Source organism: Solirubrobacter ginsenosidimutans, from assembly GCF_027587205.1.
On the sequence record NZ_JAPDOD010000017.1, the window covers coordinates 139,538 to 163,106 of the forward strand.

Here is a 23,569-nt window from a genome sequence, read left to right on the forward strand (position 1 = left end):
CAGTGTGTCGTTGTTCAGACTGCCGGGCCATGACCGCCGTCCTTTGGCTCCTACTCCTCCTTCCCCTGGCCGGCGGGCTGTTCGCGCAGCGACGCGTCCAACAGACCTTCACGATGTACCGCCGGATTCCCAACCGGGCGCGGATCAGCGGGTCGGAGGTGGCGACGCAACTGCTGCGTGCGCACGGTCTCGAGCGCGTGCGGGTCGAGGAGTCCCCGGGCGCGCTGACCGATCACTACGACGGCGCCGCGGGCGCGTTGCGGCTGTCGGAGCCGGTCGCGACCGAGCGCAGCGTCGCCGCCCTCGGCATCGCCGCCCACGAGGTCTCCCACGCCTACCAGGACGCCGACGGCAACCGCGCCTACCGCATCCGCAAGGCCGTCGCCGAGCCGCTGTCTCGGTTCGCGCCCTTCTCGGCGGTGTTCTTCATCGGCGGCTTCTGGCTCGGCATCCCGGTCCTGATGGTGCTCTCGCTCGTGTACGTGTTCGGGCTCGTCGTGTTCGCGCTGGCGACGTTGCCGGTCGAGCTGGGCGCGAGCAAGCGGGCACTGGAGCTGATCTCCGCCGCGCGGCTCGCCGACGACGAGGAGGTCGACGAGGTCCGCTCGGTGCTGAACGCGGCGGCGTTCACCTACATCGCGGGCCTCGCGCGCCAGCTCGGGTTCTTCGGCGCGTTGGTCCTCGTCGCCGCGGCGATGGATCACGCCACCTAGCCCACCCTCGCTCGGTGGCGGACGGTGCCGGCGCGGGTCACGACCTCGACGGTGACCGCGCCGCGGCGGCGGACCTTGACGGTCAGCGTGCGTGTGACGCCGGCCTTGAGCGTGGCGGTGGCGCGACCGAGGGTCGCGCCGCCGCGCTTGACGCGGACCGTCACGGGGGTGGCGACGGTCGAACGGACGCGCACCTTCACCCGGTCGTGGGTGGCGACGACGTGCGTCGTGGGTAGAGGCGAGGGGGCGGAGATGCGCCGCTTCGGGAGCGCGGGCGCGATCGGCGTGGGGCCAGGGTCGGCGGCGGGCGTCGGGCTCGGGCCGGCGGTCGCCGCGGGCGTCGCGTTGGGCTCCGCCGTCGCGGTCGGGTTCGCCGTCGGTGTGGCGGTCGCCGTTGCGGTCGGGCTCGCGGTCGCGGTCGGCGTCGCCGTCGGGTCCGCCGTCGGCGTCGGGCTCGCTGTCGCGGTCGGGCTCGCCGTCGGCGTCGGGGTCGGGAACGGGGTCGGCGTCGGCGTCGGGTTCGGGTCCGGCCCGATCACCGGGCCCGGGTCGGAGATGCGTTCGTAGGACTCGCCGTCGTGGTCGTAGGTCACGACCGCGACGCGCATGCGGGAGCCGACGTCCGCGGCGCCGTAGCGGCGGATGTACGCGTGGCCGGGCAAGCGCACGCACGTGTCACCGGTCGCATCGGCGCAGCGCAGCCACGTGTAGCGGTAGGTGTGAACGTCTGCGTCGAGGTCCTGCTCGGTCGACGCGAAGGCGGTCGATCCGGCCGTGCTCGGGTACGGCGCGAGCGGCTTCACGCCCGTCGGCGCCACGCCGCTCGCCGCGCCCGCCAGCACCACGAACTCCTGGTTCTGCGACGTCTGGTGTGCCGAGCCCGCGGCGTTGGACGCGGTGACATCGACGACGATCTGCTTGCCGACGTCGGCCGCCGTCAGCACGTAGGTGGGCGCGTCGTGCTCGATCCGCTCGCAGAACACGTCGTCGCAGCGCAGCCACAGGTACTTGTACGACGTCGCCGCCGGTTCCAGGAAGCCCGGATCGGCACTGACCGTCTGGCCCGCGCGCGGGATGCCCCACAGCGTCGGCGCCCCGTTGTCGTGGTACGTGGGCCGCTCACCCGCCACGAACGGCCCCGGCGCGGAGCGGCTCACCGCAGACCCGCCGGCGTCGCCGAACGCCCGCGCCTCGACTCGCAGCCGGTGCCCGACGTCGGCCGCGCGCAGCTTGTAGCTCGTCGTGTCCTGCACGCCCGTGTCGACACACGCGTCGCCGTTGGCATCACATCGCAGCCAATGCACTTCGCGCCGCAGGGCCGGATCGAACTCGCCCCCGTCGGTCCGCTGCGCCCCGTCGACGTAGGCATCGCCGCGCACCGTCGGTGCGGCCCGCACCGCGGGCACCGGGACTGCCCCACTCGACCCGAAGCGGGCGAGCCCGGCCGTCACGGACAAGGCGGTCCAGCCGAACCCGCCGGCGGCGAGCGCGCCGCCGTCGGCCAGCCCGGCGACGCCGGTGACGAAGCCGCCCGGCTCGGGATCGAACGACGTGACGGCGCCGTCCGCCAGCCGCACCTGCCCGAGGTTCCTGCGCGGCACACCGGCCAGGTGCGTGAACGCGCCGCCCAGCGTCAACACCCCGCCGTCGAGCGAGAACGCGTTGACCGGCCCATCGACGGCCGGAGCATCGGCGAGCACCGCCCCGCCGGGGCCGAAATGCCGGAGGTTCCCCGTGAACGCCCCACCGACCCAGACGCCGCCCGACCCATCGGGGGCGAGCCCCGAGACGGAGCCATTGACCACCCCTCCCTCCACCGGTGCCAGGTCCGCGATCCGGAAGCTCGCCAACCCCACCCGCCCGGCGCCGCCCACCTGCCTGAAACACCCACCCGCGTGCAGCGTCGGCCCACTCACGGTCAGCGCGTCGACCGAGCAGTCGGTGTCCGGCGCCCACGCCCGCGTCGTCGCGCTCGCGAGGTCGATCGCCGTGAGCCCGCCCTCGATCACGACGCCGCCGACGGCGCCGTAGAGCGCCTTGCCGACGAACAGCGATCCCCCGCCCGCCGCGAGGTCGTGGACCTCGACGTCCGAGGCCGGGAACGGCAACAGCGCGCCCCTCACCGGATCGAGCGCCGCCAGGTTCTTGTGACCCGCGCCCCCGACGGTGTCGAAGCGCCCACCCACGTACAGCGTCCCGCCGACCTTCGTCAGCGCGAGCGGCCGCACCGTGTCCTGCGGGCCGGGGAACTTGTAGGTCACGTCGAGGCCGGGGTCGAACGGGAGCACCGCGCCCGTGCGCAGGTCGAATGCCGCGAGGTTCTTGCGCGCGACGGCCCCGATCGACCCGAGCGCGCCGCCGACCGCGACCTGCCCGTCCGCCGCGGCCAGCATCGAGACCACGACGGTGCCGGCGAACCCCGGGTTCCACGCGACCGGCGAGCCGTCGCGCACGTCGAAGGCGCCTAGCCCGTTCGCCGGCCCCGTGAGGTTCGATGCGAACAGGCGCTGCCCGTCCGTGGCGATCCGCCCGTAGCCGGATCCGTTGACGCTCGCGAACCAGCCGAGATCGGCACCGGTCGCGGGGTCGGTCGCGAGCAGCGTGCGACCCGACTCGCTGATCCCCCAGACCACCGCCTGCTCGGTGGCGACCACCGACCGCGGCGAGGGAACGTCGGTCGCCATCGTCACCGGGCCGCCGTCGGACGTTCGCACCGCCGCGGCGCCGTAGACCTCCCGGGTCCCCTCGTAGCGGTGATAGGAACCAGCGATGTAGACGACGCCGTTACGCACCGCGAGGTCATAGACGTGCCCGTTCCACCTGGGCACCCAACGCACCCGCTTGCCGGTCGCGACGTCGAGCGCCACGAGGCTCCCGCCGCCCGCGTAGAGCCGGTCGCCGTCGAGCTCGAGATCGTCGATCTCGTTCAGCGATACGTCGGGCTCCCAATCCAGGCGCGCGCCGGTCCGCGCATCGATCGCGACGAGGTTCCCGCTCGCCTCGCCGCCGGCGGCGAACAGGCTGCCGGCGACGAACAGCGTGTCGCCGCGCAGGGCCAGCGCATCGACCTGCCCGACCACGTCCGCCCGGAACGCCGGGTCGGGCGAGCCGTCGGGGCGCAGGTGCACGAGCGCTTGGCGGAACAGGCCGTCCACCTGGTTGAAACCGCCGCCCGCGTACCACCCGCCGGCACCGTCGGAGACGGCGGCGGCGACGTTGAGCACCGAGTCCGAGACATTCGCCGGCGTGCTGTTGGCGGTGATGCCGCGAAACGCGCGTACCAGCGAGCCGTCGGACGAGCGCACCAGCGCCAGCGGGCCGGTGGCGGTCCCGCCGGCCGCCGTGAAGGTCCCGCCCACGTAGGCGGTGTCGCCGTCGACCAGCATGCTCCACACGGGCCCGTTGACGTACGGGAGGGCCAGCGGAGTCGACGTCGGAACGGCCATCGCGACGGGCGCGAGCGCGAGCGTGATAGCCGCGGTCAGGAAAGTGGTGCGCAACATGGCGCAGAGCCAGTACCCGTGAGAGCTCTCCGTCAGTCCTCACACTTAATCTAGCCCTTCTCACACAAATGCCATAGCCACCCCATAGCGTCAGGGCCAAGATGTGACTCGCTAGGAGGAAGTGTGAGAAGCAAGTTGGCTTACGGCGCGGCGACCGTCGCGCTTACGGCTGCCGTGGCGGCGTGCGGTTCAAGTTCTGAGAGTTCGAGCAGTGCCACCCCGGCGAAGACCGCCAGTGGCTCTACAGCGACGAAAGACGGCGGCACGGCCACCGTCCTGATGGGCACCGCGCCTGACTTCCTGGACCCGCAGGAGGGCTACACGACGCAGTCGGCGGAGGCGACATGGATCTCCTATCTCGGGCTATATACGTATGCGCACAAGAGCGGAGAAGACGGCGGCAAGGTGATTCCCGGCTTGGCGCAGGATTTCCCGACAGTGTCGAGTGACGGCAAGACCTACACGCTCACTTTGCGCCCGGGTCTCTCCTATTCCGACGGCTCACCGGTCAAGGCCTCGGACTTCACCTACACGATCGAGCGTGCGCTCAAGCTCAACTGGGGCGGTAAGTCCTTCTTCACGGGCTACATCAAGGGCGCCGACGCCTACGACACCGGCAAGTCGCACACGATCTCGGGCATCACGACCGACGACAGCTCGGGCAAGATCACGATCGAGCTGACCAAGCCTTATGGCGCGTTCCTGAACGTGCTCGCCTTCCCCGCCGCGGGCCTGGTCCCCACCGGGACCAAGATGACCAACCTCTCCAACACCCCGCCGCCCGGCGTCGGCCCGTACGAGATCAAGAACGTGGTCCCGAACCGCTCGTTCGATGTCACCCGCAACCCCAAGTGGACGGCCACGATGGTTCCGGGGGTCGATCCCGGTCACGTCGACCTCACGGTCAAGATCGCGTCCAACACGCAGACCGAGGCCGAGCAGGTGCTCAACAACTCGGCCGACATCTTCGACTGGGCCGACCAGATCCCGCCGAGCCTCGTCCCGCAGGTCACCAGCCAGGCGGCCGACCGCTACAAGCAGCAGAACACGATCTCGACGTTCTACTTCTTCCTGAACACGCAGGCGAAGCCGTTCAACAACCAGCTCGCCCGCGAGGCCGTCAACCTCGCGCTCGACCGGCGCGCGATCAACCGCCTCAACGGCGGCAACTTCACGCAGACCTGCTGGTTCCTGCCCGAGGGGCTGATCGGTCACCCGACGAGCGCGTGCCCGTACGGCGATCCCAACGGCGCGCCGGATCTCGCCAAGGCCAAGCAGCTCGTCCAGCAGTCCGGCATGGCCGGGCAGCCGGTGACGGTGTGGAGCGAGACGCGCAGCCCGCGCAAGGAGTTCGTCTCCTACTACACCGACGTCCTGAACCAGATCGGCTTCAAGGCGAAGTCCAAGATCATCGCCGACGCCCAGTACTTCGCCACGATCGGCAACAAGAAGACGGAGCCGCAGACGGGCTTCGCCGACTGGAATCAGGACTTCCCGAACCCGAGCGACTTCTACCTGCTGATGGACGCCAACTCCATCCAGGACACCAACAACGAGAACTTCAGCCAGGTCAATGACCCGCACATCCAGAGCGAGCTGAAGGTCCTCAACGCGGTGCCGGCCGACAAGCTCGACACGGTCGCCGACCGCTGGCAGAAGCTCGACGAGTATCTCGCCCAGAAGGCGTACATCGCCGCCTACGGGCAGGAGAAGCAGCCGATGTTCTTCTCGAACCGGATCGACTTCGGCAGCGCCGTCTTCAGTCCGCTGTACGGGAACGACTGGTCCTCGATCTCCCTCAAGTAGGTGGCCACCACTGAGGCCACAGGGACGGAGTTCTCCTCGGGCGCGGTGCCCGAGGAGAACGCCCCCGCCGGGATCGGGCCGTACGCGCTGGCATGGCGGCGGCTGCGGCGCAACCGCACCGCGCTGGCGTTCGGCGGGCTGTTCCTGCTGGTCGTGATCCTCTGCCTGCTCGCCCCCGTGTACGCCGAGCACATCGCGCACACCACGCCGACCGCCAACCACCTGACCGATCAGGTGATGGTCAACGGCAAGCCGACCGACGTCGTGTCGGTCGCCGGCATCCCGATCGGGCCGACCTGGCATGGGCGCTTCTTCCTGGGCGCCGACACCAACGGCCGCGACGTCGCCGTGCGGCTGCTCTACGGCGGGCGCAACTCGCTCGAGATCGGCGGGGTCGCGACGCTGATCACGATGATCCTGGCGACGCTCATCGGCGTCTCGGCGGGCTACTTCCGCGGCGTGGTGGACGGGGTCCTCTCGCGGGTGCTGGACGTGTTGTGGGCGTACCCCGTCGTGATCCTCGGCGTCGCGCTCGGTGTGACCCTTGCGGTCGGCGGGCTCAACCTCGGCCTGTTCGAGCTCAAGGGGAACTCGCTGATGGTGCCGGCGGTGATCATCGGCGTGATCTACGTCCCTTACGTCGCCAAGCCGGTGCGCGGGCAGGTGCTGACCCTGCGCGAGCGCGAGTTCGTCGACGCGGCGCGAGCACTGGGGCTCTCCAACTCCCGCATCATGACGACCGAGATCCTGCCGAACGTGATCTCGACGCTGATCGTCTTCATCCCGCTGATCGTGGCCAACGCGATCCTCACCGAGGCCGGGCTCTCCTACCTCGGAGCGGGCGTCCAAGACCCGAACCCGTCCTGGGGGACGATGATCTCCGACGGCATCCGGCTGATCCCGAGCGCGATCCATCTCACGATCGTGCCGGGACTGATGCTCGTCGCCGCCGTGCTGGGGATCAACATCTTCGGCGACGGTGTCCGGGACGCCCTCGACCCGCGCGCGAAGGTGCGCATCGAGCACTGACATGGTTCGTTTCATCCTCCGCCGGAGCGTCGGTGTCATCGGGGTCCTGTTCGCGATCTCGGTCCTGACGTTCCTGATCTTCCAAGCCATCCCCAACGGGGACCCCGCGCTCCGCCTGGCCGGACGGTTGGCGACGCCGCAGCAGGTCGCCGACGTGCGCGCGCAGTGGGGCTTCGACCGGCCGCTCTACGACCAGTACTTCACGACCATGGGCAAGATCTTCTCCGGCTCGGTGGTCTCCTACACGCAGCAGGTCAACGTGCTGCAGGAGATCAAGCGCGACCTGCCGGCGACGCTGTCACTGGCCATCGGCGCGGGCATCATCTGGCTCGGGCTCGGCATTCTCTTCGGCGTGCTGAGCGCGCTCTCGGCGGGGCATCTCCTCGACCGCGGACTGACCGTGCTGTCACTCGTCGGCGTGTCGACCCCGGTGTTCTTCCTCGGCGCGATGATGCTCTACTACCTCGGCTACAAGTGGAGCATCTTCCCGCTCGGCGGCTACGTCCCGCTGACTCAGAACCCGTGGCAGTGGTTCACGCACCTGCTGATGCCATGGTTCGCGCTCTCGGTGCTGTTCATCGGCGTCTACTCGCGCGTCCTGCGCTCGACGATGCTCGAGACCATGAACGAGGACTACGTGCGCGCGGCGCGGGCGAAGGGCATCAGCCGTTCGCGCGTGACGCTCCGCCACGTCCTGCGCAACTCGCTGATCCCGGTCATCGCGCTGTTCGGCCTGGACTTCGCCGCGGTGATCGGCGGCGGCGCGATCCTCACGGAGAGCGTCTTCGGGCTCCACGGCGTCGGCCAGTACGCGGCCGACTCCATCTTCCGGCTCGACGTCCCGCCGATCCTCGTCATCACGATGCTGACCGCGTTCGCGGTGGTCGTGATCGGCGCGTTCGTCGACATTGTCTACGCCCTCCTCGACCCACGGATCCGCCTGTGACCCCGCTGCTGTCTGTGTCCGACCTGCACGTCTCCTTCGCCACCGAGGAAGGCGTCGTGCGAGCCGTCGACGGCGTCTCGTTCGCCGTCGATCCCGGCGAGATCGTCGCGATCGTCGGCGAATCCGGCTCGGGCAAGTCGGTGACCGCGATGACCATGCTCGGGCTCACAAGGTCACCCAACGCCCGCTTCGAGGGCTCGGCGGAGTTCGACGGCACCGACCTGCTCACGGCCTCCGAGCACGAGCTCGAGGGCATTCGCGGCAACGGCATCGCGATGGTCTTCCAGGACCCGATGTCATCGCTGAACCCGGTCTACCGGGTCGGTGACCAGATCGTCGAGCAGATCCGGGCGCACGAGCCGGATCTGAAACGGGGCGCGGCGTACGAGCGCGCCGTGGAGCTGCTCGGCCGCGTCGGCATCCCCCGCGCAGCCGAGCGGGCGCGCTCGTTTCCACACGAGTTCAGCGGCGGGATGCGGCAGCGCGTGATGATCGCGATGGCGCTGTCCTGCAACCCCGAACTGCTGATCGCCGACGAGCCGACCACGGCGCTCGATGTCACGATCCAGGCGCAGATCCTGCGCGAGCTGCGGGCGCTGCGGGACGAGACGGGCGCGGCGATCATCATGGTCACCCACGACCTGGGCGTCGTCGCCGACATCGCCGACCGCGTGCTGGTGATGTACGCGGGGCGGGTGGTCGAGCAGGGCACGCTGGACGAGCTGTTCTACGACCCGCGGCATCCCTACACGTGGGGATTGCTGGGGTCGATCGCGCGGCTGGACCGCGACCGCTCGCGCCGGCTGCCGGCGATCCCCGGCTCGCCGCCCTCGCTGCTGGACCCGCCGGAGGGGTGCCACTTCCGCCCGCGCTGCCCGCACGCGTTCGCCAAGTGCACCGAGGACCCGCCGCTGAACGGGCGCGACCGCTGCTGGCTGTCGCTGGAGGAGAAGCAGGCGCGGCGGATGGTCGACGGCGCGATCGGCCTCGCGTACGAGACCACGGTGATCTCTTGAGCGCCCTCTTGGAGGTCGACCACCTGCAGGTGCACTTCCCGGTCCGCCGTGGCGTGCTGATCGCGCGCACCGTCGGGCGCGTCCACGCCGTCGATGACGTCTCGTTCGTCTTGGAGGAGGGCGAGACGCTCGGGATCGTCGGCGAGTCGGGCTGCGGCAAGTCGACGCTGATCCGCGCGCTGATGCGGCTCGTCGATGCCACAGGCGGCTCGATCCGCTTCCGCGGCGCCGATATCACCTCGGCGGGGCGGCGAGAGCTAGGCCCGGTGCGCCGCGAACTGCAGATGGTCTTCCAGGACCCACAGGCGTCGCTGAATCCCCGCAAGCGGGTGGGGCAGATCGTCGGGCTGCCGTTGCGGCTGCGCGGGGTGCGCGACGTCGAGCAGCGTTCGCGCGAACTGCTCAAGCGCGTCGGGTTGAACCCCGAGCACCTCAACCGCTTTCCGCACGAGTTCAGCGGCGGGCAGCGCCAGCGGATCGGGATCGCCCGCGCCCTGGCCGCCGAGCCCAAGGCGATCCTGCTCGACGAGCCGGTGTCCGCGCTGGACGTCTCGATCCAGGCGCAGGTGGTCAATTTGCTCGAGGAGCTCCAGGACGAGTTCGGGCTCTCCTACGTCTTCGTCGCCCACGACCTGTCCGTCGTGCGCCATGTCAGCGACCGGATCGTCGTGATGTACCTGGGCAAGATCGTCGAGGTCTCCCCCGCGGTGGAGCTCTACGACAAGCCGATCCACCCGTACACGCTCGGCCTGCTCGGAGCGATCCCGATCCCCGACCCGCGCGAGAACCGCGCCCGCTCGCGACCGGTCGTCGAGGGCGAGCCGCCGTCGCCGATCAACCCGCCCCCGGGCTGCCGCTTCCACACCCGCTGCCCGCACGCGACCGAGATCTGCCGCTCCGTCGAGCCGCCGCTCACCGCGTACGCGAACGGGCATCTGGCCGCCTGTCATCACCCGCGCAACGTCGCGTTCGAGGAGATCGTCTCCGCGTCCCGCTCGCCCGCCTCGCCGCGGGCCGCCGGCCCGGAATTGCCGGCGGCCGATCAACTGGTGAGTTAGGCGCCTGCGAGAAGCGATGCCTGAGGCTGCGGCGCCGGCTTGGCGGCCGGCGTCCCGTCGAGGTCGAACTGGTCGATGGTCACCTCGAGATCGTGGCTGTTGACGCCCGTGAACGTGCCGCCGCTGGTGCCGGCGACGCTGTAGCCGCTGCGGTAGACGTACTCGCCCGAGAGGATGTACGGAACGGTCAGCGTGGTCTTCGTGACCGCGATGCTGGCAACGATCTTGGAGTGTGCGGGGACGAGGATCGGCTGCGACCAGGCGAACTTGGTCGTGTTCGTCGTCGAGCCGTTCTTCGTCCAGCTCTTCGAGCCTTCCACCGAGACCTTGAAGTCGCTGATCAGCGGGATCTTGACGCCGCCCGAGAGGGTCATCTTCAGGGTGGAGGTGTTCGTCCAGCTCTGCGTGTCGGTGAACGTCTTCTCGCCGCTCATGGTCGTGCTCTGCTGGAGGTTCGACGAGTTCGTCTGCGACAGGTGGTCGAGCGACTCGAGGCTGGCATCGGTGATCTGCAGGTGATCGAGGTCGTAGCCGATGCTGTGGCCGACGAACTCGGCGACCTGGTCCACGGCCCGGCAGACGGTGGTGTTCGAGCCGCTGCCGACGTTGACGGCGGTGACACAGACGGTCTGCGCGGTCGCCGGAGCCGGGACCGTGACGTCATAGGTGTGGCCGGGCAGCGTGGGTGGCGGGATCGCGGCGGCACGGGCGTTCGGCGTGGCCACAGGCGGGTCGGGCTGGTTCGCGGTGAGCGTCCGCACGAGCACGCCGTCGACGCGCACCTGGACCGTCAGCGCGGCGCTCGGCTGGTCGCCGTCCGTCGCCCGGCCGGTGACCCGGACCGCGGCGGTGTCGACGGTCTGGCGCGGCGTCCCGAGCGTCACGACGGGGCTGATCGAAGGCGGCGGTGGCGGAAGCTTGACGCAGACGTCGTCGACGAGGACGTAGCCCTTCGGGCAATGGATGATCGGGTCGTCACCGACCGGCGGCAGGGCCAGCGCGGCGGGCGTGATCGATGCGAAGGCGGCGGTGCACAGCACCGCGCCGGCGATTCGGTGGATCGGACTCACGACGTTCCTCCATCGAGGGAGAGGTGGGAGGTGAGTGGGCGTGGCCGCATTCTCTGAGAGAGCGGCTTGGCAAGACCTTGCGTTCTGGTTGGTGGGGTAGGTTGTGGGGGTGGTGACGGCGCGGGATCTGACCCTCGGCGACGGGCGCACGCTGCGGGTTCACGACAGCGGCGGCGACGGGTTCGCGGTGCTGTGGCATCACGGCTCGCCGCAGACCGGGTGCTCGAGCGCTTCGCGGTGATGGGCGCGTCCGGCGGTGGCCCGCACGCGCTCGCCTGCGCGGCGGGCCTGCCGGAGCGGGTGACCGCCGTCGCCTGCTTGGCAAGCCCCGCGCCCTACACCGAGGCGTTCGACTGGTTCGGCGGGATGGTCGATCCGAGCGGTCTGCGCGCGGCCCGCGAGGGCCGGGAGACACGGGCCGAGCATGCCGAGACGGCGGAGTTCGTCCCGTCCAGCTTCACCGACGCCGACTGGGCCGCGCTGGAGGGCGACTGGTCCTCGCTCGGGCAGGACGCGGTGCGCGCCGGGGAGGCCGGGCCGGACGGAGAGATCGACGACGACGTGGCGTTCGCCTCAGCGTGGGGGTTCGAGCTCGAGAGCATCGAAACGCCGGTGCTGCTCGCACAGGGTGGCGAGGATCGCGTGATCCCGCCGTCGCACGCCTATGCGCTGCTGCGCGCCCTGCCCCGGCCGGAGCTGTGGCTGCGCCCGCTCGACGGCCACATCTCGATCCTGCACGCCTGCCCGCTGACTCTGGACTGGCTTCGTCTCAACGCGCGCTGAAGCGCAGCGCGCCGTCCTCGAGCCGCGCGTGGCGGAGGGTGACGACGTCCTGCGCATAGCTCATCCCGAGGCGCCACGGCGCGCGCGAGCCGCCCTTCGGGAAGCGGTGGATCGAGCGCTGCACGTAGCCCGCGTCGAAGTCCAGCAAGGGGCGCCGCTCCACCGTCGGGTCGTCATCGACCGGCATGCACTGCCGGTACCCGCGGCGCTCCATGTGGGTGAGCAGGCGGCAGACGTACTCCGCCACCAGATCGGCCTTCAGCGTCCATGACGCGTTCGTGTACCCGATCGTGAACGCGAAGTTCGGGACGCGGCTGAGCATCATGCCCTTGTACGCCATCCGCTCCGGCAGTGACACCGGCTCACCGTCGACGACGAGCTCGATGCCACCGATGGCGAGCAGGTTCAGGCCGGTGGCGGTGACGACGACGTCCGCGTCCAGCTCCGCTCCCGATGCGAGCCGGATACCGCCCGCGACGAACCGGTCGATCTCGTCGGTGACCACCGACGCCCGCCCGCGCGAGATCGCTTTGAAGAGATCGCCGTCGGGCACGAGGCAGAGCCGCTGATCCCACGGGCCGTAGCGCGGGTTGAAGTGCACGTCGACGTCGTAGCCGTCCGGCAGTTGCGCGGCGACGCCATGCCGCAGCAGCTTGCGCATCAGCTTCGGACGGCGCTGGCTGAGTTGGTAGACGAGCGTCGAGATCCCGACGTTCTTCCAGCGGGCGATCGGATACGCCGCCCGCGGGCCGAGCAGACGGCGCAGCGCGTTGGCGATCGGGTCCTCGGACGGGATCGAGAGAATGTACGACGGTGAGCGCTGGAGCATCGTCACGTGACCGGCGCGCTCCGCGAGCGCGGGCACGAGCGTCACCGCCGTGGCGCCGCTGCCGATGACCACGATCCGCTTGCCCGTGTAGTCCAGGTCCTCGGGCCAGAACTGCGGGTGGACGAGCCGGCCGCTGTAGTCCTCCAAGCCGTTGAACTCGGGCCGGTAGCCCTCGTCATAGCGGTAGTAGCCGCCGCACACGTAGAGGAAGTCGCACGTGACGTCCGGCTCGCCCTCGGTTTCCACCGTCCAGCGCGCGTCGGGCGTCGACCAGGTGGCGCGGACGACGCGATGCCCGTACCGGATCCGGTGATCGATCCCCGCCTCACGCGCGGTGTCACGGACGTATTCGAGGATCGCGGGACCGTCCGCGATCGCCTTCGCCGCCGTCCACGGGCGGAACCGGTACCCGAGCGTCTGCATGTCCGAGTCCGACCGCATGCCCGGGTAGCGGAACAGGTCCCACGTCCCGCCGCTGGCCGCGCGCGCCTCGAAGATCGCGTAGGTCTTGTGCGGGAGACGGGTCTGGAGATGGTGCGCGGCACCGATCCCCGACAGCCCGGCCCCCACGATCAGTACGTCAACGTGCTCCGCGCTCAAGTCAAGAGCAGGATACGGCCGGTGTGCTTGCGATACGCATCCTCGCGCGTGGCGCCTGCCACCGACCAGTCGCTGACGTAGACCTTGCCGTCCTTGCCGACCGCCACGCCGCCGGGGTAGTGCAGCCCGGTCGCGACGATCGTCTTGGTGCCGTCGGGCGCGATCCTGACCACCCGCCCGGGGCGGAACTCGGTCGCATAGACCGCGCCGTCCGGCCCGCTCGCGAGCGCGCTGATCGTCGTCAGCCCCGACGCGAAGACGACCGGCGCCGCGCCCGGCGCGACCCGCCAGATCCGCGCGCTGTGACTCTTGGACTCGTTGCCCGTGTACTCGCCGACGTAGAGCGCGCCGTCCGTGCCCGCCGTCAGCGCGGCGGGAACCGACTGCGCGCCGGCCTCGGTGTGCGGGAAGACCGCGATCGTGCGAACGTCGCTTCCCCGGATCTCCAGCAGCGTGTTGGCCGCCGAGTCCGAGACGTAGAGCGCGTCGCCCAGCGCCGCGACGCCGTACGGGTTGGAGACCTTCCCCTCGCCGTCCGGATCATCGCGGTACTCGACGGCCGAGACGTTCGGCCCGATCTCCCGGCGCCCGCCGGGGGTGACGAAGACGAGCCGCCCGGACTGCTTGCGGACGGCCTTCGGCACCTGTCGCGGCGGCGTGTTCGGGGCCTCGTTGAACTCGGCGGAGATCGCGGTCATCAGCCGTCCGTCCGGCAGGACGGTGAGCTGGTCGGCGCCGAGCGAGAAGAACCCGTCCGGCCGGCCGCGCATCGACAACAGACCATCCGCGACGGTCTTGACAGCACCTTCTCGCGTGACCTTGACGATGCTCCCGGACGCGCCGAAGCAGCCCTCGAAGTTGCACCGCTTCCCACCGGTGCCGACCAGCGTCGCGTACAGCGTCCCGTCGGGAGCGATCGCGAGCCCGCGCGGCCGGGCGAGATGGTCCGCGATCACTGTGGTCGTCGCGCCCGCCGGCGCGGCGACGAGCGCGATCAGCGCGATCGCGAGGCACAACGCGCGCCTCACGGCTCGCTCCACAGCGTCGCGAGCCGCGTCAGCTCGTCGCGGCTCACCGGGGCGAACGTGCGGGTCGGGCGCTCGGCCTCGCCGAACCACAGCCGCAGCTCGTCGCCCTCGAGCGCCGCCCCGCCGTCGGCGCAGGCGCACTCGACGTCGGGATGGGCGCACGGCAGCCACGTGTAATCGGTGTGCTCGTCGAGCTTCCAGCCGACACTCGAAAGGAGGCTCTGCGCCGTGGCCGCGATGCCACCGAAGCCGGACGCGCTCTCCGCCGGGAGGCCGGCGCGGCGGACGTCGATGCCGCCGAGCCACGTCGGCTCCAGCGCGATGCCCGCGGGCAGCTCCGGCTCCAGGCGCTCGATCAGCGCCCGCGCGATCGCCTGGCTCATCCGCGCCGACACCCGTTCCTCGAGCTCGAGCGAGTCGACGACCGGTTCAGCGACCTCGCCCTCCTTGCCCGTCCAGATCTCCAACTCACCGAGGTAGCCGCTCGTCACGTGCAACGTCACCTCCACCCAGCGACCCGCCGCGTCCGTCCCGGTCGCGATCAACGGCAGCCAATCCGACCGGCCCGACGGCACGTCGCCGGGGTCGAAACAGGCGGCGGGTACCGCCTGATCCACCTCGAAGTTCACCGACGCGCAGCCGCACCCGCACCGCGCCACGGCCCGCGCCGCACGCGCCTGGGAGCGCAGCTCCGCGGCGCGAACGGGTCCTGCAGCAACCGCTCGACGAGCTGCGTCTCGAGCGCGCTCAACGGACGCGGATCGATCTGGATCGGCGGCGAGAACGCGGTCACGCCGCGAGTCTACGGCGCGTCCAGTGGCACTCGGTGCGCATTGACAAGATCGACACTTCCGGGGCGAGCTCGCGGAGCCGTTCGATCGCCGTGTCGCGGGTGGGCAACGCGGCGATGAAGGCCAGCGAGGCGAGGTAGGCGACGAAGGTCTCGCGGTCCTGCTCGCGGGTGTGGAGCAGCTCGTGGTAGCGCAGCGGCGCGAACGCGTCGGTGGCGGCGAACGCGCGACGCCATGCCGGGTCCTGGCTCCCGGTCATCGGGCCGAGGCCCGCCTCGGTGCGCAACCCGGCGACGTACGTCTCGAGCTCCGGTGTCGGCGGCTCGGTGTCGCGGCCGATGTTCCACACGATCGCCAGCCCGCCTCCCGGCCGCAGCACCCGCGCGAGCTCACGCAGCGCGACGTCGGCGTCGAACCAGTGGAACGCGTTGCCGACGACCGCCGCGTCGATCGAACCGTCGGCCAGCGGGAGCTGCTCCGCCACGCCCTCGACAACCTCGGCGCCGGGAACCCGCGACGCCAGCACCTCGCGCATCGCCGCCGCAGGCTCGACCGCGACCACCGATCCAACCAGTGGCATCAACAGTCGCGAGAGCTGCCCAGTCCCCGCGGCCAGGTCGAGCACGCGCGAGCTCCGCGAGAGCCCAAGCTCCTCGGCGAGCCACGGCGCGAGCTCGGGCGCATACCCCGGCCGCCCGCGGTCGTACACGCGCGCCGCGTCAAGGCTCGCCCCGAATCCCCGTTGCGCCAGCGGATCCATGTCCGCGAAGGCTAGGGGGTGTGTAACCAGAGCTGCCTGTCAGGACGCTCTGGTGCCGCACCCCCACCTGCGCGCCAAATCGAACAGTGCGAACCTGATCGAAACCGGCGCACAGAGCATCAAACGCCCACGGTCGACCACGGCGACCGGAAGAAGGCGTGTGCGGGACACTTTCAATGCCACGCCCGTAACGTTCGCCCAGAGAGCGGCCGGATCAGGACGTTCGAGCGACTCAGCCCGCGGTGACGTCCAGCTCGATCGCGAGCTCGGACAGCGGCGCGCCCCAGTCCTCGAGCGATTGCGGCGACGCGAGGCTGTACCCGGCACCCACGGCGGAGACCGCTCCGCGCAGCGCCCACTTGGCGAACGTGTCGGCGAAGCGCTCCGGCGCGGCGGCGCAGTCGCCCTGGATCTTGTCCGGGCACACCCCGCTCGTCGGCACCTGCGCGGCGAGCCGGTCGCGCAGCATGTCGGGCACGAGCGCGTAGTCGACGACGTGGCCCAGCTCGTGCAACGTGACCGTGTCGCGGTCGATCTTGCGCCGGCCGTCGAGGCGCGCGAGGTTCAGCCGGACCTCGTACTGGTTCGGCGCGACGGCCCTCGCCCAGCCCAGCCAGTACCCGTACGGCTCGTAGAACGCCGTGATCCGCGTTCGCCCGTCGACGTCGTCGATCAGCCGCCGCGCTTCCGGCCGCGCCTTGGCGATCGCGCCCAGCACCCACGCGCGGTCCGCGACCGGGAAGTCGGGCGCGAACGTCAACTCGCCGGACGTGGTCGACGCCTGCGCGACGGGCTTGTTCTCCGGTCGTAGCGCGTACGCCGCGAGCGCCCCCAATGCTGAAAGCACCGCGATCCACTGCAACAACGTCTTCCCGCTCATCGCCATGGACTGTGTCCGGGCGCAAGCCGCCCCACCATTGGATGATCGTCCAGGAACCTGGCCGGGAGTACAGCTCGTCTAGCCGCGCCAGCGTTCCGCGATCGCGCGCAGGTCGACCGGTACCGCGGCGTGCGTGAAGTGCGGGCGGAGAAGGAACGCACCGCGGGCGGGGCAGTCATAGGGACGGCTGGTGACGGTTCCGTCGGTCGATAGCTGCACGGCCTGGAGGGAGAGGCAGTACGGCCGCGGCTCGCCCTGGTCGTGCTCCATCGACCGGCAGTCCACGCGCGTGCGCGACCAGCGGCGGCAGCGATCGATCGCGATGACGGGGTTCTCGTCTCGCGTGCGGCCGGCGGCGCGCGCGAGCGGCAGCCGCGGGAGGCCGAGCACGCGCGCTGCCGCACGATCGGTCAGCGTGCCGCCGAGCACGAGCGCGGTCCTCGCCGTCGTCCGTGCGCCTGACGGCGTGCGCAGATCGCCGACGATCCGATACAGCCCGGGGCGCAGCCGACCCGGCAGGCGCGGGTGCCCGACGCCACCGCCGAGGGTCGCGGTCAGGTGGGCGGTCTGCGGGCCGTCCAACCGCAGACGCACGTGACCCGGCAGCGTCGAGCGCAGCGCGAGCGAGCGGCGCGAGCCCGGCTCGAAGCGCAGCGCCGCCAGCCCTGGGCGTTCGGGCGCGAGGTAGACGAGCTCCTTACCGTCACTCGCGAGCAGACCGCCGTCCGCGGCGACCCCCAGCTCATACGCGCTGAAGCTCAAGGGGAGATTGACGCCATCCGCCTGCAGCGGGACGCGGACCGCGTGCGGTGGCGAGCCGGTCACGCGCAGGATCGTGCCGGGCGTGGTCGACGAGCCCGTGCGCAGGAGCGCCACGTCGCCTCCGGGCAGCGCGACCGGGCGCTCGGCAATCCGGCCGAGTACGAGCTCGGCGGGCCGGAAGTCGCCGGCGAACACGGTGCGCACCCCGGCGGCGTCGACGCGGCAGACCGCGTACGCGAACCCGACGAGGAGCCCGCCGGCCGATGGCGCCAACGACCCCGCGCGCCCGACGCAGCGGTCGTCGCTCGGCCCCACCGGCGCTACCGCCCGCAGCAGCCCGTCCGCGCTCAGCGTGAGCAGGCCGCTGTCCTCCTCGTCGTCGGCGATCCACAAGCTTCCGTCGGGCCCGAGCGCGAGCGCCGTAGGTGCCAGCTTGGAGTACAGCGCCGGAAGCGGTTCCCCGAGCGGCGGCGGGTACAGCGGCCCGCCGCCCGCAACGGTCATGATCGTCCCGTCCGGCGCGATCCGCCGGACGGTGCGGTCGGTCGCAACGAAGAGCGTCCCGTCCGCCGCTTCGGTGACGGCTCCGGCGGACCGCAGGTGCGCCGTGAGTGCCGGCCCGCCCTCCCCGCGGTCGCCGTGCGGAAGCCCACCCGCGACCCGGCTCGCCCGGCCCAGCACGCTCATCCGCAGCACCACGTCACCGCCCGCGATCAGCAGGCCACCGTCGTGAGCGGCGATCACGCTCTCGACCGCCAGCCGCAACTCGGTGGCCGGCGCGCTCGCGATGTCCGCCGGACGCACCCGCCCACCGCCGGCGATCACGTACGCCTCGCCTTCCGCGCCGGCGGAGGCCGGCCAGATCATGGCGACGGCGACGGCGAGCAGCAGGAGACCGAGCGGGTGCCGCACCGGTCACGGCCCCGGGAAGGCGAAGATGTGCGACCCGCGATCGAACCCGCCGCCTTCGAAGGTCGTCGCGGTGTACACCACGCCGCCGCTCGCGGCGAGCGCGGACACGTAGCCGAGGCCGGTCTCCGGCTGCCACGCGGTCAGGCGCCCGGACGGGAGCGCGAACGCGGCGACCTGCACGGGTTCGCGGCGTGGGAAGCGCGCGTCGGCGTAGAGGAACCCGTCGGCGACGACCGGGCGCAGGACGTTGGCATCGACGCGCGGGTGCCAGGCCGTCGGCCGGCCGGTGCGGGCATCGATCGCGCCGAGCCAGCGCCGGCGGCGGTCCCCGATCCGGGTGATGTCACCACCGAGGTAGACCGTCGAGCCGCTGACGGCGAGCGAATACGGATCGCCGGTGATCCGGGGCGCCCAGCGCGTCGCCCGTCCCCGGCTCACCGTCAGTGCGGCGAGGCGGTGCCGCTTCTTCCCACCGATCCGCGAGAACCCGCCCGCGACGTACACCCGGCCGCCCTGCACCGCGATCGCCCCGACGCCGCCGTTCGCGTGCGGATTCCACGGCAGCAGCGCCCCCGAGCCGGCGTCGAACGCGGCCAGACCGGAGCGCACGTGACCCTCCACGCGCTCGAAGCCCCCGCTCGCGTAGAGCGTCCTGCCGTGGACGACCAGCTCGCCCGGCTCGCCGTCGATTCCCGGGTCCCACGCCCGTGAGGCGCCGGTCGTCGCGTCGAGCCCCCCGAGATAGCGGTGGCGGTGCCCGTCGAGGGTCGTGAAGTAGCCGCCGGCGTAGACCGTCGAGCCGGACACGGCGAGCAGGTACGGCGCGCGGTCGGAGGTCGGGGCCCACGCGGCGAGCGTGCCGTTCGCCGTGTCGACCGCGGCGAAGTGCCGCCGAGGTTGCAGCTCGAACGCCTCGAAGCTGCCGCCCACATAGAGCTTCCCGCCACCCGCGGCGAGCGCCTTGACCTGTGCCCCCGCCCCCCAGCGCCGCACCACAGCACCGAAGCCGTCGAGCTGCGCGACGCCGTCGGTGCCACCGGCGAACACGGTGCCGTCCGCGACCGACACCGCGCTGACGCTCCCGTCGTGGCGCCAAGGCGTCGGCGCTCCCGTGAGGGTGTCGATCGCAGCGGCGTGCAGACGCGCTTGGAGCCCGATGTGGGTGAAGTCACCCACGGCGTACACGGTGCCGCCGCCGAGCGTCAGCGCGGTCACCGTGTCGTCGGCGCTCGGGTTCCAGTCCGTCACCGCACCCGTGACCGCGTCGAGCGCTGCCAGGCGGCTGCGCGAGTGCCCGCCGATCGTGTCGAACGTGCCCCCGGCATAGAGCACGCCGCCCGAGAAGGCGAGGGCGTTCACCGCATCGTTGGGCTCCGGGTCGAACGGCGTCAGCGCACCCGTCGCCACGTCGAACGCCGCGAGGCAGCGGCGCAGCGCGCCGGCCACGCTGGAGAAGGCGCCGGCGACGTAGACCGAGCCGCCGGCGACGACCAGCGCGGTGGGCGAGCTGACCGGCCCCGGGTCCCAGCCCGTCGCCGCACCACTCCTCGCGTCCACCGCGGCAAGACCCTCGCGCGGCAGGCCTCCGATGCGCGTGAACGAGCCGCCGACGTAGAGCGTCGGCCCGTCGAGCGCCATGGCCGCCGGTGTACCGTCCGGTCGCGGATCCCACGCCGCGTCCAGCGTGCGATCGGCGAGCAGGTGCGCCAGGTGAGCGCGCGGGACGCCGCCGACGTGCTCGAACGCACCGGCGACGAAGAACCCGCCTGAGCCGTCCGGCACGGCGGTGGAGATCTCGCCGTCGACCTCGGGCCAGCCGGGTTCGACGGCACCCAGCGCGGGATCGAGCACGATCCCCGAGCCGGTGCGCGGGCCGATCCGCTCGAACCACCCGCCGAGGTACAGCAGCCCGCCGGACCCGGGAGCCAGCGCGAGCACCTCGTCGTCGGCGACCCAGGCGGCCGTGGGATCGACTGCGAAGGCCGGATCGACGCCCGCTCCGGCGAAGGCGAACATGGTCGCCACGATCCGGCACACGACGCCGAGGCGGAACACGATCAGACAACCCCTTCGCTCAGGTTGTGCCGACCCTACGCCTCCCCGGCGCGGCGCGCCAGCACTGCGCCGCGGCGGCCCCGAGAGGGGCCGCCGCGGTCGAGCGTCTTACGGCGTTGTCGTGGACAACGTGAACGTCAGGGTCTTCGAGTAGCTGCCGGTGCGCAGCGCGTCGTTGGCCCCGATGGCCTGTGCGAACGACACCGTGACGGCGTCGTTGGACACGGGCGCGGCGTACGTCAACAGCGTGGTCGGCGCGGCGGAGCCGCCGACCGGGGCGAACGCCCCGCCGGTGCCGGCCGCGCTGGCCGCCTTGGCGGTCAGAGCCGACGGGAGCGAGAACGTCCCGTTGACCAGATGCCCGGTCGCGACCGAGCTCGGATCAGAGACGCTCAGCGTCGCGTCGCCCGCGGACGAGATGACGGTGGCGGTGGTCGTCGCGTTGTACGTCTTCGCGACGCCTGCCGTGAACGGCCCGAAGGACGCCGGCGTGCCGAGCGCCAGCGACAGCGTCGCGGGCACCGTGCCGGTCGCCGTGCCGGTCGCCGTGGTCTGCTGGACCGTGACGCCGTTGCCGTTGAACTCGGCCCAGTTGAGGTTGAACAGGTTGCCGCCCGTCGTCCCACCGGTCACTGAGCGGAACACAAAGAACAGCTCGTGCTTGCCCGTGGAGGGCGGGAGCGCGAACGTCTGCGTGTTCCAGATCGCGGCCGCCACCGTGCTGCCCGTGGAGGTCAGGTTGGCGGTGGTCAGGATCGGACCCGTGATCGAGTCCTGACGGATCTCGATCGCCGCCAGCGGCGAGCCCACCGTACGCGGCAAGCCGGTACCGGTCGGCTGCACGTCGGAGACGCGGAACGAGATCGAGTCGGCCTGGAACAGGTTGAACGGACCGTTCAGCTGAATCCAGTCGGCGGCCGCGAGGCTCGAGCGATGCACGCCCGCGCCCGTGGGACCGTCGGTGTTGGTCGCGGTCGCCGTGCCGGACTGGTTGACGACGAACTCGACCTCCTGATGCTTCTGACGCGTCTGCACCTGGTTGGTGGTCGACAGCGGCGGAGCCGCGGCGTTGGCGCCCTGGCCGCCCTTGTCCGTGTAGGTCGCGCTGATGACGCCGAACACGTTGCCGCCGTGCGACACGTCACCGGCATCGGTCTGCAGGAACCCGGTGCAGCCGGTCGTGCTCTGCTCGGCGTGGCCGTGCGTGTCGTGGCCGAGCACGAACGTGACCTGGACGTCGTTGCAGTTGATCGACGGATCCTCCGGATCGGTGACCGTCACCTTGAACTGCAGCTTGTCGCCGAAGGAGAACAGTCCGCCGTCCAGCGGGGCCGTGACCGTGACGGTCGGGCTGGAGTTGCCCGCCGTGATGATCGTGCTGGTCGCGGTCTTGGCGCCCGTCGAGTCGAACACCGAGAGAATGGCCGTGTAGCGGCCGGCCTTGGTGTAGACGTGCGTCGGGTCCGGCTCGGTGGAGAGCGGCGAACCATCGCCGAAGTCCCACTCGAAGCGGATCGAGTCACCCGGGTCGTCGTCGCTGGACGCCGAGCCCTTGAACTTGACCGTCAGCGGCAGCGGACCATCGGTCCGGTCGGTGGTGAGCACGGCCTTCGGCGCGCGCTGACCCTTGACGTAATCCCAGCGATACAGGCCGGCGTCCAGGTTGGCGGCGAAGAAGCCGTCACCGTAGGTCAGCAGGTAGAACGAGCCGTCCTTGCCGAACTGCATGTCCATCGGGTTGTCGCACTCGAACGTGAACGGCGACGAGGGGACGTTGGCAGCTCCACACGGCATGAAGCTGTTGATCTTGAACACGCGGTTCTGCGAGTCGAGCTTGACCTCGCGCATCGTGTCCTGCGTGAACTCGCCCAGGATCACCGAGTTGTCGTAGTAGGGCGGGAACTTCTTCGTGCCCGCGTTGGCGGGGTCGTAGTGGTACTTCACGGCACCGTGCGGGCCGACGCCGCCCGTGAACAGCTCCGGGAAGAGCCGCGGGCACTCGGTGGTCGAGCCCGGCGCGGCCGGCCCGGGGGTCGTCGCGTAGTAGCCGAAGCACGGCGTGCCCAGGGGCGTGCCGGCGACGTTGTCGCGGTACGAGTACCAGATCTCGGGATCACTCAGCGGCGGGGTGCTGGCGAGGCCGGGCTCGAAGCCCGGGCCACCGTCACGCACCCACCGCGACGGGTTCTGGAACGCGCTGGTGTTACCGCAGTCGATCGGCTGCGGCGGGTTGTCGAGCGGGGTACCGACGGTCGTGGTGCCGGGAGCGAACTCGCGGAAGTTCCAGCGGTAGTACCCGAGCTTGGTCGAGTAGCACTGCGGATACCCGTAGTTGGACGGGTGGCGGACGATCTCCATGCGCCCGACACCTGACGGCCCGCGGCTGCGCGCCGGCGTGTTGGCATCCGGCGAGTAGTCGGTCACGTAGGCGACGTCGTTCTCGTCCACCTGCAGGCGGAACGGGTTGCGGAAGCCCATCGCGTAGATCTCAGGACGGAACTTCGTGTCGAAGCCGGGCTGGCCGGCGACGGCGGCGTAGTGTGACGCCGAGTAGTCCTTCAGGTTGCCCGCCGGAACGGTATAGGCGCCGGCACCCGAGCCGAGGTCGGCCTTGTTCTGGTCGCCCGCGGCGATCGTGTCCTTCACCTTGATGCGCAGCAGCTTGCCGCGGAGATCGTTGGTGTTCAGCGTCGAGCGGCGGTCATCGCCGGTCGGCCGCTGGAACCACGCGCCCTCCTGAGCCGTCGTGGTCGCCACCGTGGGCGTGCTGCCCGTGAGGGCCGCGCCGTTGGCGGTGATCTGGTTCTGGTTGGTCTGCTGCAGCGCGCGCCGGAAGAACACGTTGACGTTCGCGGTGCTCACGGGCCCGCCGCTGGTCTGGATGTTGTTGGCGCCGACGTTCGAGAGCGCCTCCAGGGCCGTGTCGATGTCCGCGGCGGTCGCGTTGTAGGCGATCGGAGCGGTCGTCTGGCCGTTGAAGGTCAGCGTGAACGTGCCGCCGGTCGCGTTGGTCGTGCGGACGGTCTGC

Annotated in this window: 19 protein-coding genes; 8 read left to right on the plus strand and 11 right to left on the minus strand. The window is 71.0% G+C overall.

The genetic code is table 11. From position 1 onward, the window contains the following. Nucleotides 1-29: 29 nt before the first annotated feature. Nucleotides 30-713, plus strand: coding sequence for a zinc metallopeptidase (locus OM076_RS18735; RefSeq protein WP_270041569.1), 684 nt, complete (start codon nt 30-32; stop codon nt 711-713). Here the strand turns inward: OM076_RS18735 and OM076_RS18740 are convergent. Next, the gene (locus tag OM076_RS18740; RefSeq protein ID WP_270041570.1) at nt 710-4,216 is read right to left on the minus strand and encodes a PQQ-binding-like beta-propeller repeat protein; all 3,507 of its coding nucleotides are present in this window, start codon (nt 4,214-4,216) and stop codon (nt 710-712) included. The two genes, OM076_RS18735 and OM076_RS18740, sit on opposite strands and share 4 nt — an antisense overlap. Nucleotides 4,217-4,495: 279 nt before the next feature. On the opposite strand from OM076_RS18740, the gene OM076_RS18745 reads away from it, so the two are divergent. The 5 genes from OM076_RS18745 to OM076_RS18765 are packed head-to-tail and all read left to right on the plus strand — an operon-like array spanning nt 4,496 to nt 10,071. Further along, entirely contained in the window at nt 4,496-6,022 is a 1,527-nt protein-coding gene (locus OM076_RS18745) for an ABC transporter substrate-binding protein (protein ID WP_270041571.1), read from the plus strand. Continuing rightward, a complete protein-coding gene (locus tag OM076_RS18750) occupies nt 6,023-7,051 on the plus strand; it encodes an ABC transporter permease (protein ID WP_270041572.1) in 1,029 nt (342 codons plus the stop codon). Nucleotide 7,052: 1 nt separating this feature from the next. Further along, nucleotides 7,053-7,997, plus strand: a complete 945-nt coding sequence (locus OM076_RS18755) for an ABC transporter permease (protein ID WP_270041573.1) — start codon at nt 7,053-7,055, stop codon at nt 7,995-7,997. After that, nucleotides 7,994-9,013: an ABC transporter ATP-binding protein gene (locus OM076_RS18760; RefSeq protein ID WP_270041574.1), complete on the plus strand. Its 1,020-nt coding sequence runs from the start codon at nt 7,994-7,996 to the stop codon at nt 9,011-9,013. Before OM076_RS18755 ends, OM076_RS18760 begins: the two co-directional genes overlap by 4 nt. Then, nucleotides 9,010-10,071, plus strand: a complete 1,062-nt coding sequence (locus OM076_RS18765) for an ABC transporter ATP-binding protein (protein ID WP_270041575.1) — start codon at nt 9,010-9,012, stop codon at nt 10,069-10,071. The genes OM076_RS18760 and OM076_RS18765 overlap by 4 nt, the downstream gene beginning before the upstream one ends. Here OM076_RS18765 and OM076_RS46175 read toward each other — a convergent pair. Beyond that, a complete protein-coding gene (locus OM076_RS46175; RefSeq protein WP_270041576.1) occupies nt 10,068-11,141 on the minus strand; it encodes an ETX/MTX2 family pore-forming toxin in 1,074 nt (357 codons plus the stop codon). The two genes, OM076_RS18765 and OM076_RS46175, sit on opposite strands and share 4 nt — an antisense overlap. A gap of 112 nt (nt 11,142-11,253) precedes the next feature. Here OM076_RS46175 and OM076_RS18775 point away from each other — a divergent pair, with 112 nt between their 5' ends. Continuing rightward, the gene (locus OM076_RS18775) at nt 11,254-11,382 is read left to right on the plus strand and encodes a hypothetical protein (protein WP_270041577.1); all 129 of its coding nucleotides are present in this window, start codon (nt 11,254-11,256) and stop codon (nt 11,380-11,382) included. After that, on the plus strand, nt 11,361-11,924 hold the full coding sequence (locus tag OM076_RS18780) for an alpha/beta fold hydrolase (protein ID WP_270041578.1): 564 nt from the start codon (nt 11,361-11,363) through the stop codon (nt 11,922-11,924). The genes OM076_RS18775 and OM076_RS18780 overlap by 22 nt, the downstream gene beginning before the upstream one ends. Here OM076_RS18780 and OM076_RS18785 read toward each other — a convergent pair. The 9 genes from OM076_RS18785 to OM076_RS18825 form a co-directional block, all read right to left on the minus strand. Continuing rightward, nucleotides 11,911-13,353 carry a flavin-containing monooxygenase gene (locus OM076_RS18785; protein WP_270041579.1) on the minus strand — a complete coding sequence of 481 codons (1,443 nt, stop codon included), beginning with the start codon at nt 13,351-13,353 and terminating at the stop codon, nt 11,911-11,913. The two genes, OM076_RS18780 and OM076_RS18785, sit on opposite strands and share 14 nt — an antisense overlap. Next, the gene (locus tag OM076_RS18790) at nt 13,350-14,381 is read right to left on the minus strand and encodes a ScyD/ScyE family protein (RefSeq protein WP_270041580.1); all 1,032 of its coding nucleotides are present in this window, start codon (nt 14,379-14,381) and stop codon (nt 13,350-13,352) included. The genes OM076_RS18785 and OM076_RS18790 overlap by 4 nt, the downstream gene beginning before the upstream one ends. After that, the gene (locus tag OM076_RS18795; protein WP_270041581.1) at nt 14,378-15,010 is read right to left on the minus strand and encodes a hypothetical protein; all 633 of its coding nucleotides are present in this window, start codon (nt 15,008-15,010) and stop codon (nt 14,378-14,380) included. Before OM076_RS18795 ends, OM076_RS18790 begins: the two co-directional genes overlap by 4 nt. Next, on the minus strand, nt 15,007-15,174 hold the full coding sequence (locus OM076_RS18800) for a hypothetical protein (RefSeq protein WP_270041582.1): 168 nt from the start codon (nt 15,172-15,174) through the stop codon (nt 15,007-15,009). Before OM076_RS18800 ends, OM076_RS18795 begins: the two co-directional genes overlap by 4 nt. Then, nucleotides 15,171-15,932: a class I SAM-dependent methyltransferase gene (locus OM076_RS18805; protein WP_270041583.1), complete on the minus strand. Its 762-nt coding sequence runs from the start codon at nt 15,930-15,932 to the stop codon at nt 15,171-15,173. The genes OM076_RS18800 and OM076_RS18805 overlap by 4 nt, the downstream gene beginning before the upstream one ends. A gap of 232 nt (nt 15,933-16,164) precedes the next feature. After that, nucleotides 16,165-16,812, minus strand: a complete 648-nt coding sequence (locus OM076_RS18810; protein WP_270041584.1) for a hypothetical protein — start codon at nt 16,810-16,812, stop codon at nt 16,165-16,167. A 78-nt stretch (nt 16,813-16,890) separates the two neighbouring features. Continuing rightward, entirely contained in the window at nt 16,891-18,486 is a 1,596-nt protein-coding gene (locus OM076_RS18815) for an NHL repeat-containing protein (RefSeq protein WP_270041585.1), read from the minus strand. 3 nt (nt 18,487-18,489) lie between these two features. Further along, nucleotides 18,490-20,541 carry a PQQ-binding-like beta-propeller repeat protein gene (locus OM076_RS18820; protein WP_270041586.1) on the minus strand — a complete coding sequence of 684 codons (2,052 nt, stop codon included), beginning with the start codon at nt 20,539-20,541 and terminating at the stop codon, nt 18,490-18,492. A 108-nt stretch (nt 20,542-20,649) separates the two neighbouring features. Further along, the coding region (locus tag OM076_RS18825) for a PKD domain-containing protein (protein WP_270041587.1) at nt 20,650-23,569 on the minus strand (2,920 nt) is incomplete at its 5' end.

What these genes read in the sequence shown, in the direction of transcription:
- OM076_RS18735 (WP_270041569.1), top strand. Translation starts at nt 30, where the DNA reads ATGACCGCCGTCCTTTGGCTCCTACTCCTCCTTCCCCTGGCCGGCGGG.
- OM076_RS18740 (WP_270041570.1), bottom strand. Translation starts at nt 4,216, where the DNA reads ATGTTGCGCACCACTTTCCTGACCGCGGCTATCACGCTCGCGCTCGCG.
- OM076_RS18745 (WP_270041571.1), top strand. Translation starts at nt 4,496, where the DNA reads ATGGGCACCGCGCCTGACTTCCTGGACCCGCAGGAGGGCTACACGACG.
- OM076_RS18755 (WP_270041573.1), top strand. Translation starts at nt 7,053, where the DNA reads ATGGTTCGTTTCATCCTCCGCCGGAGCGTCGGTGTCATCGGGGTCCTG.
- OM076_RS18805 (WP_270041583.1), bottom strand. Translation starts at nt 15,932, where the DNA reads ATGGATCCGCTGGCGCAACGGGGATTCGGGGCGAGCCTTGACGCGGCG.
- OM076_RS18810 (WP_270041584.1), bottom strand. Translation starts at nt 16,812, where the DNA reads ATGAGCGGGAAGACGTTGTTGCAGTGGATCGCGGTGCTTTCAGCATTG.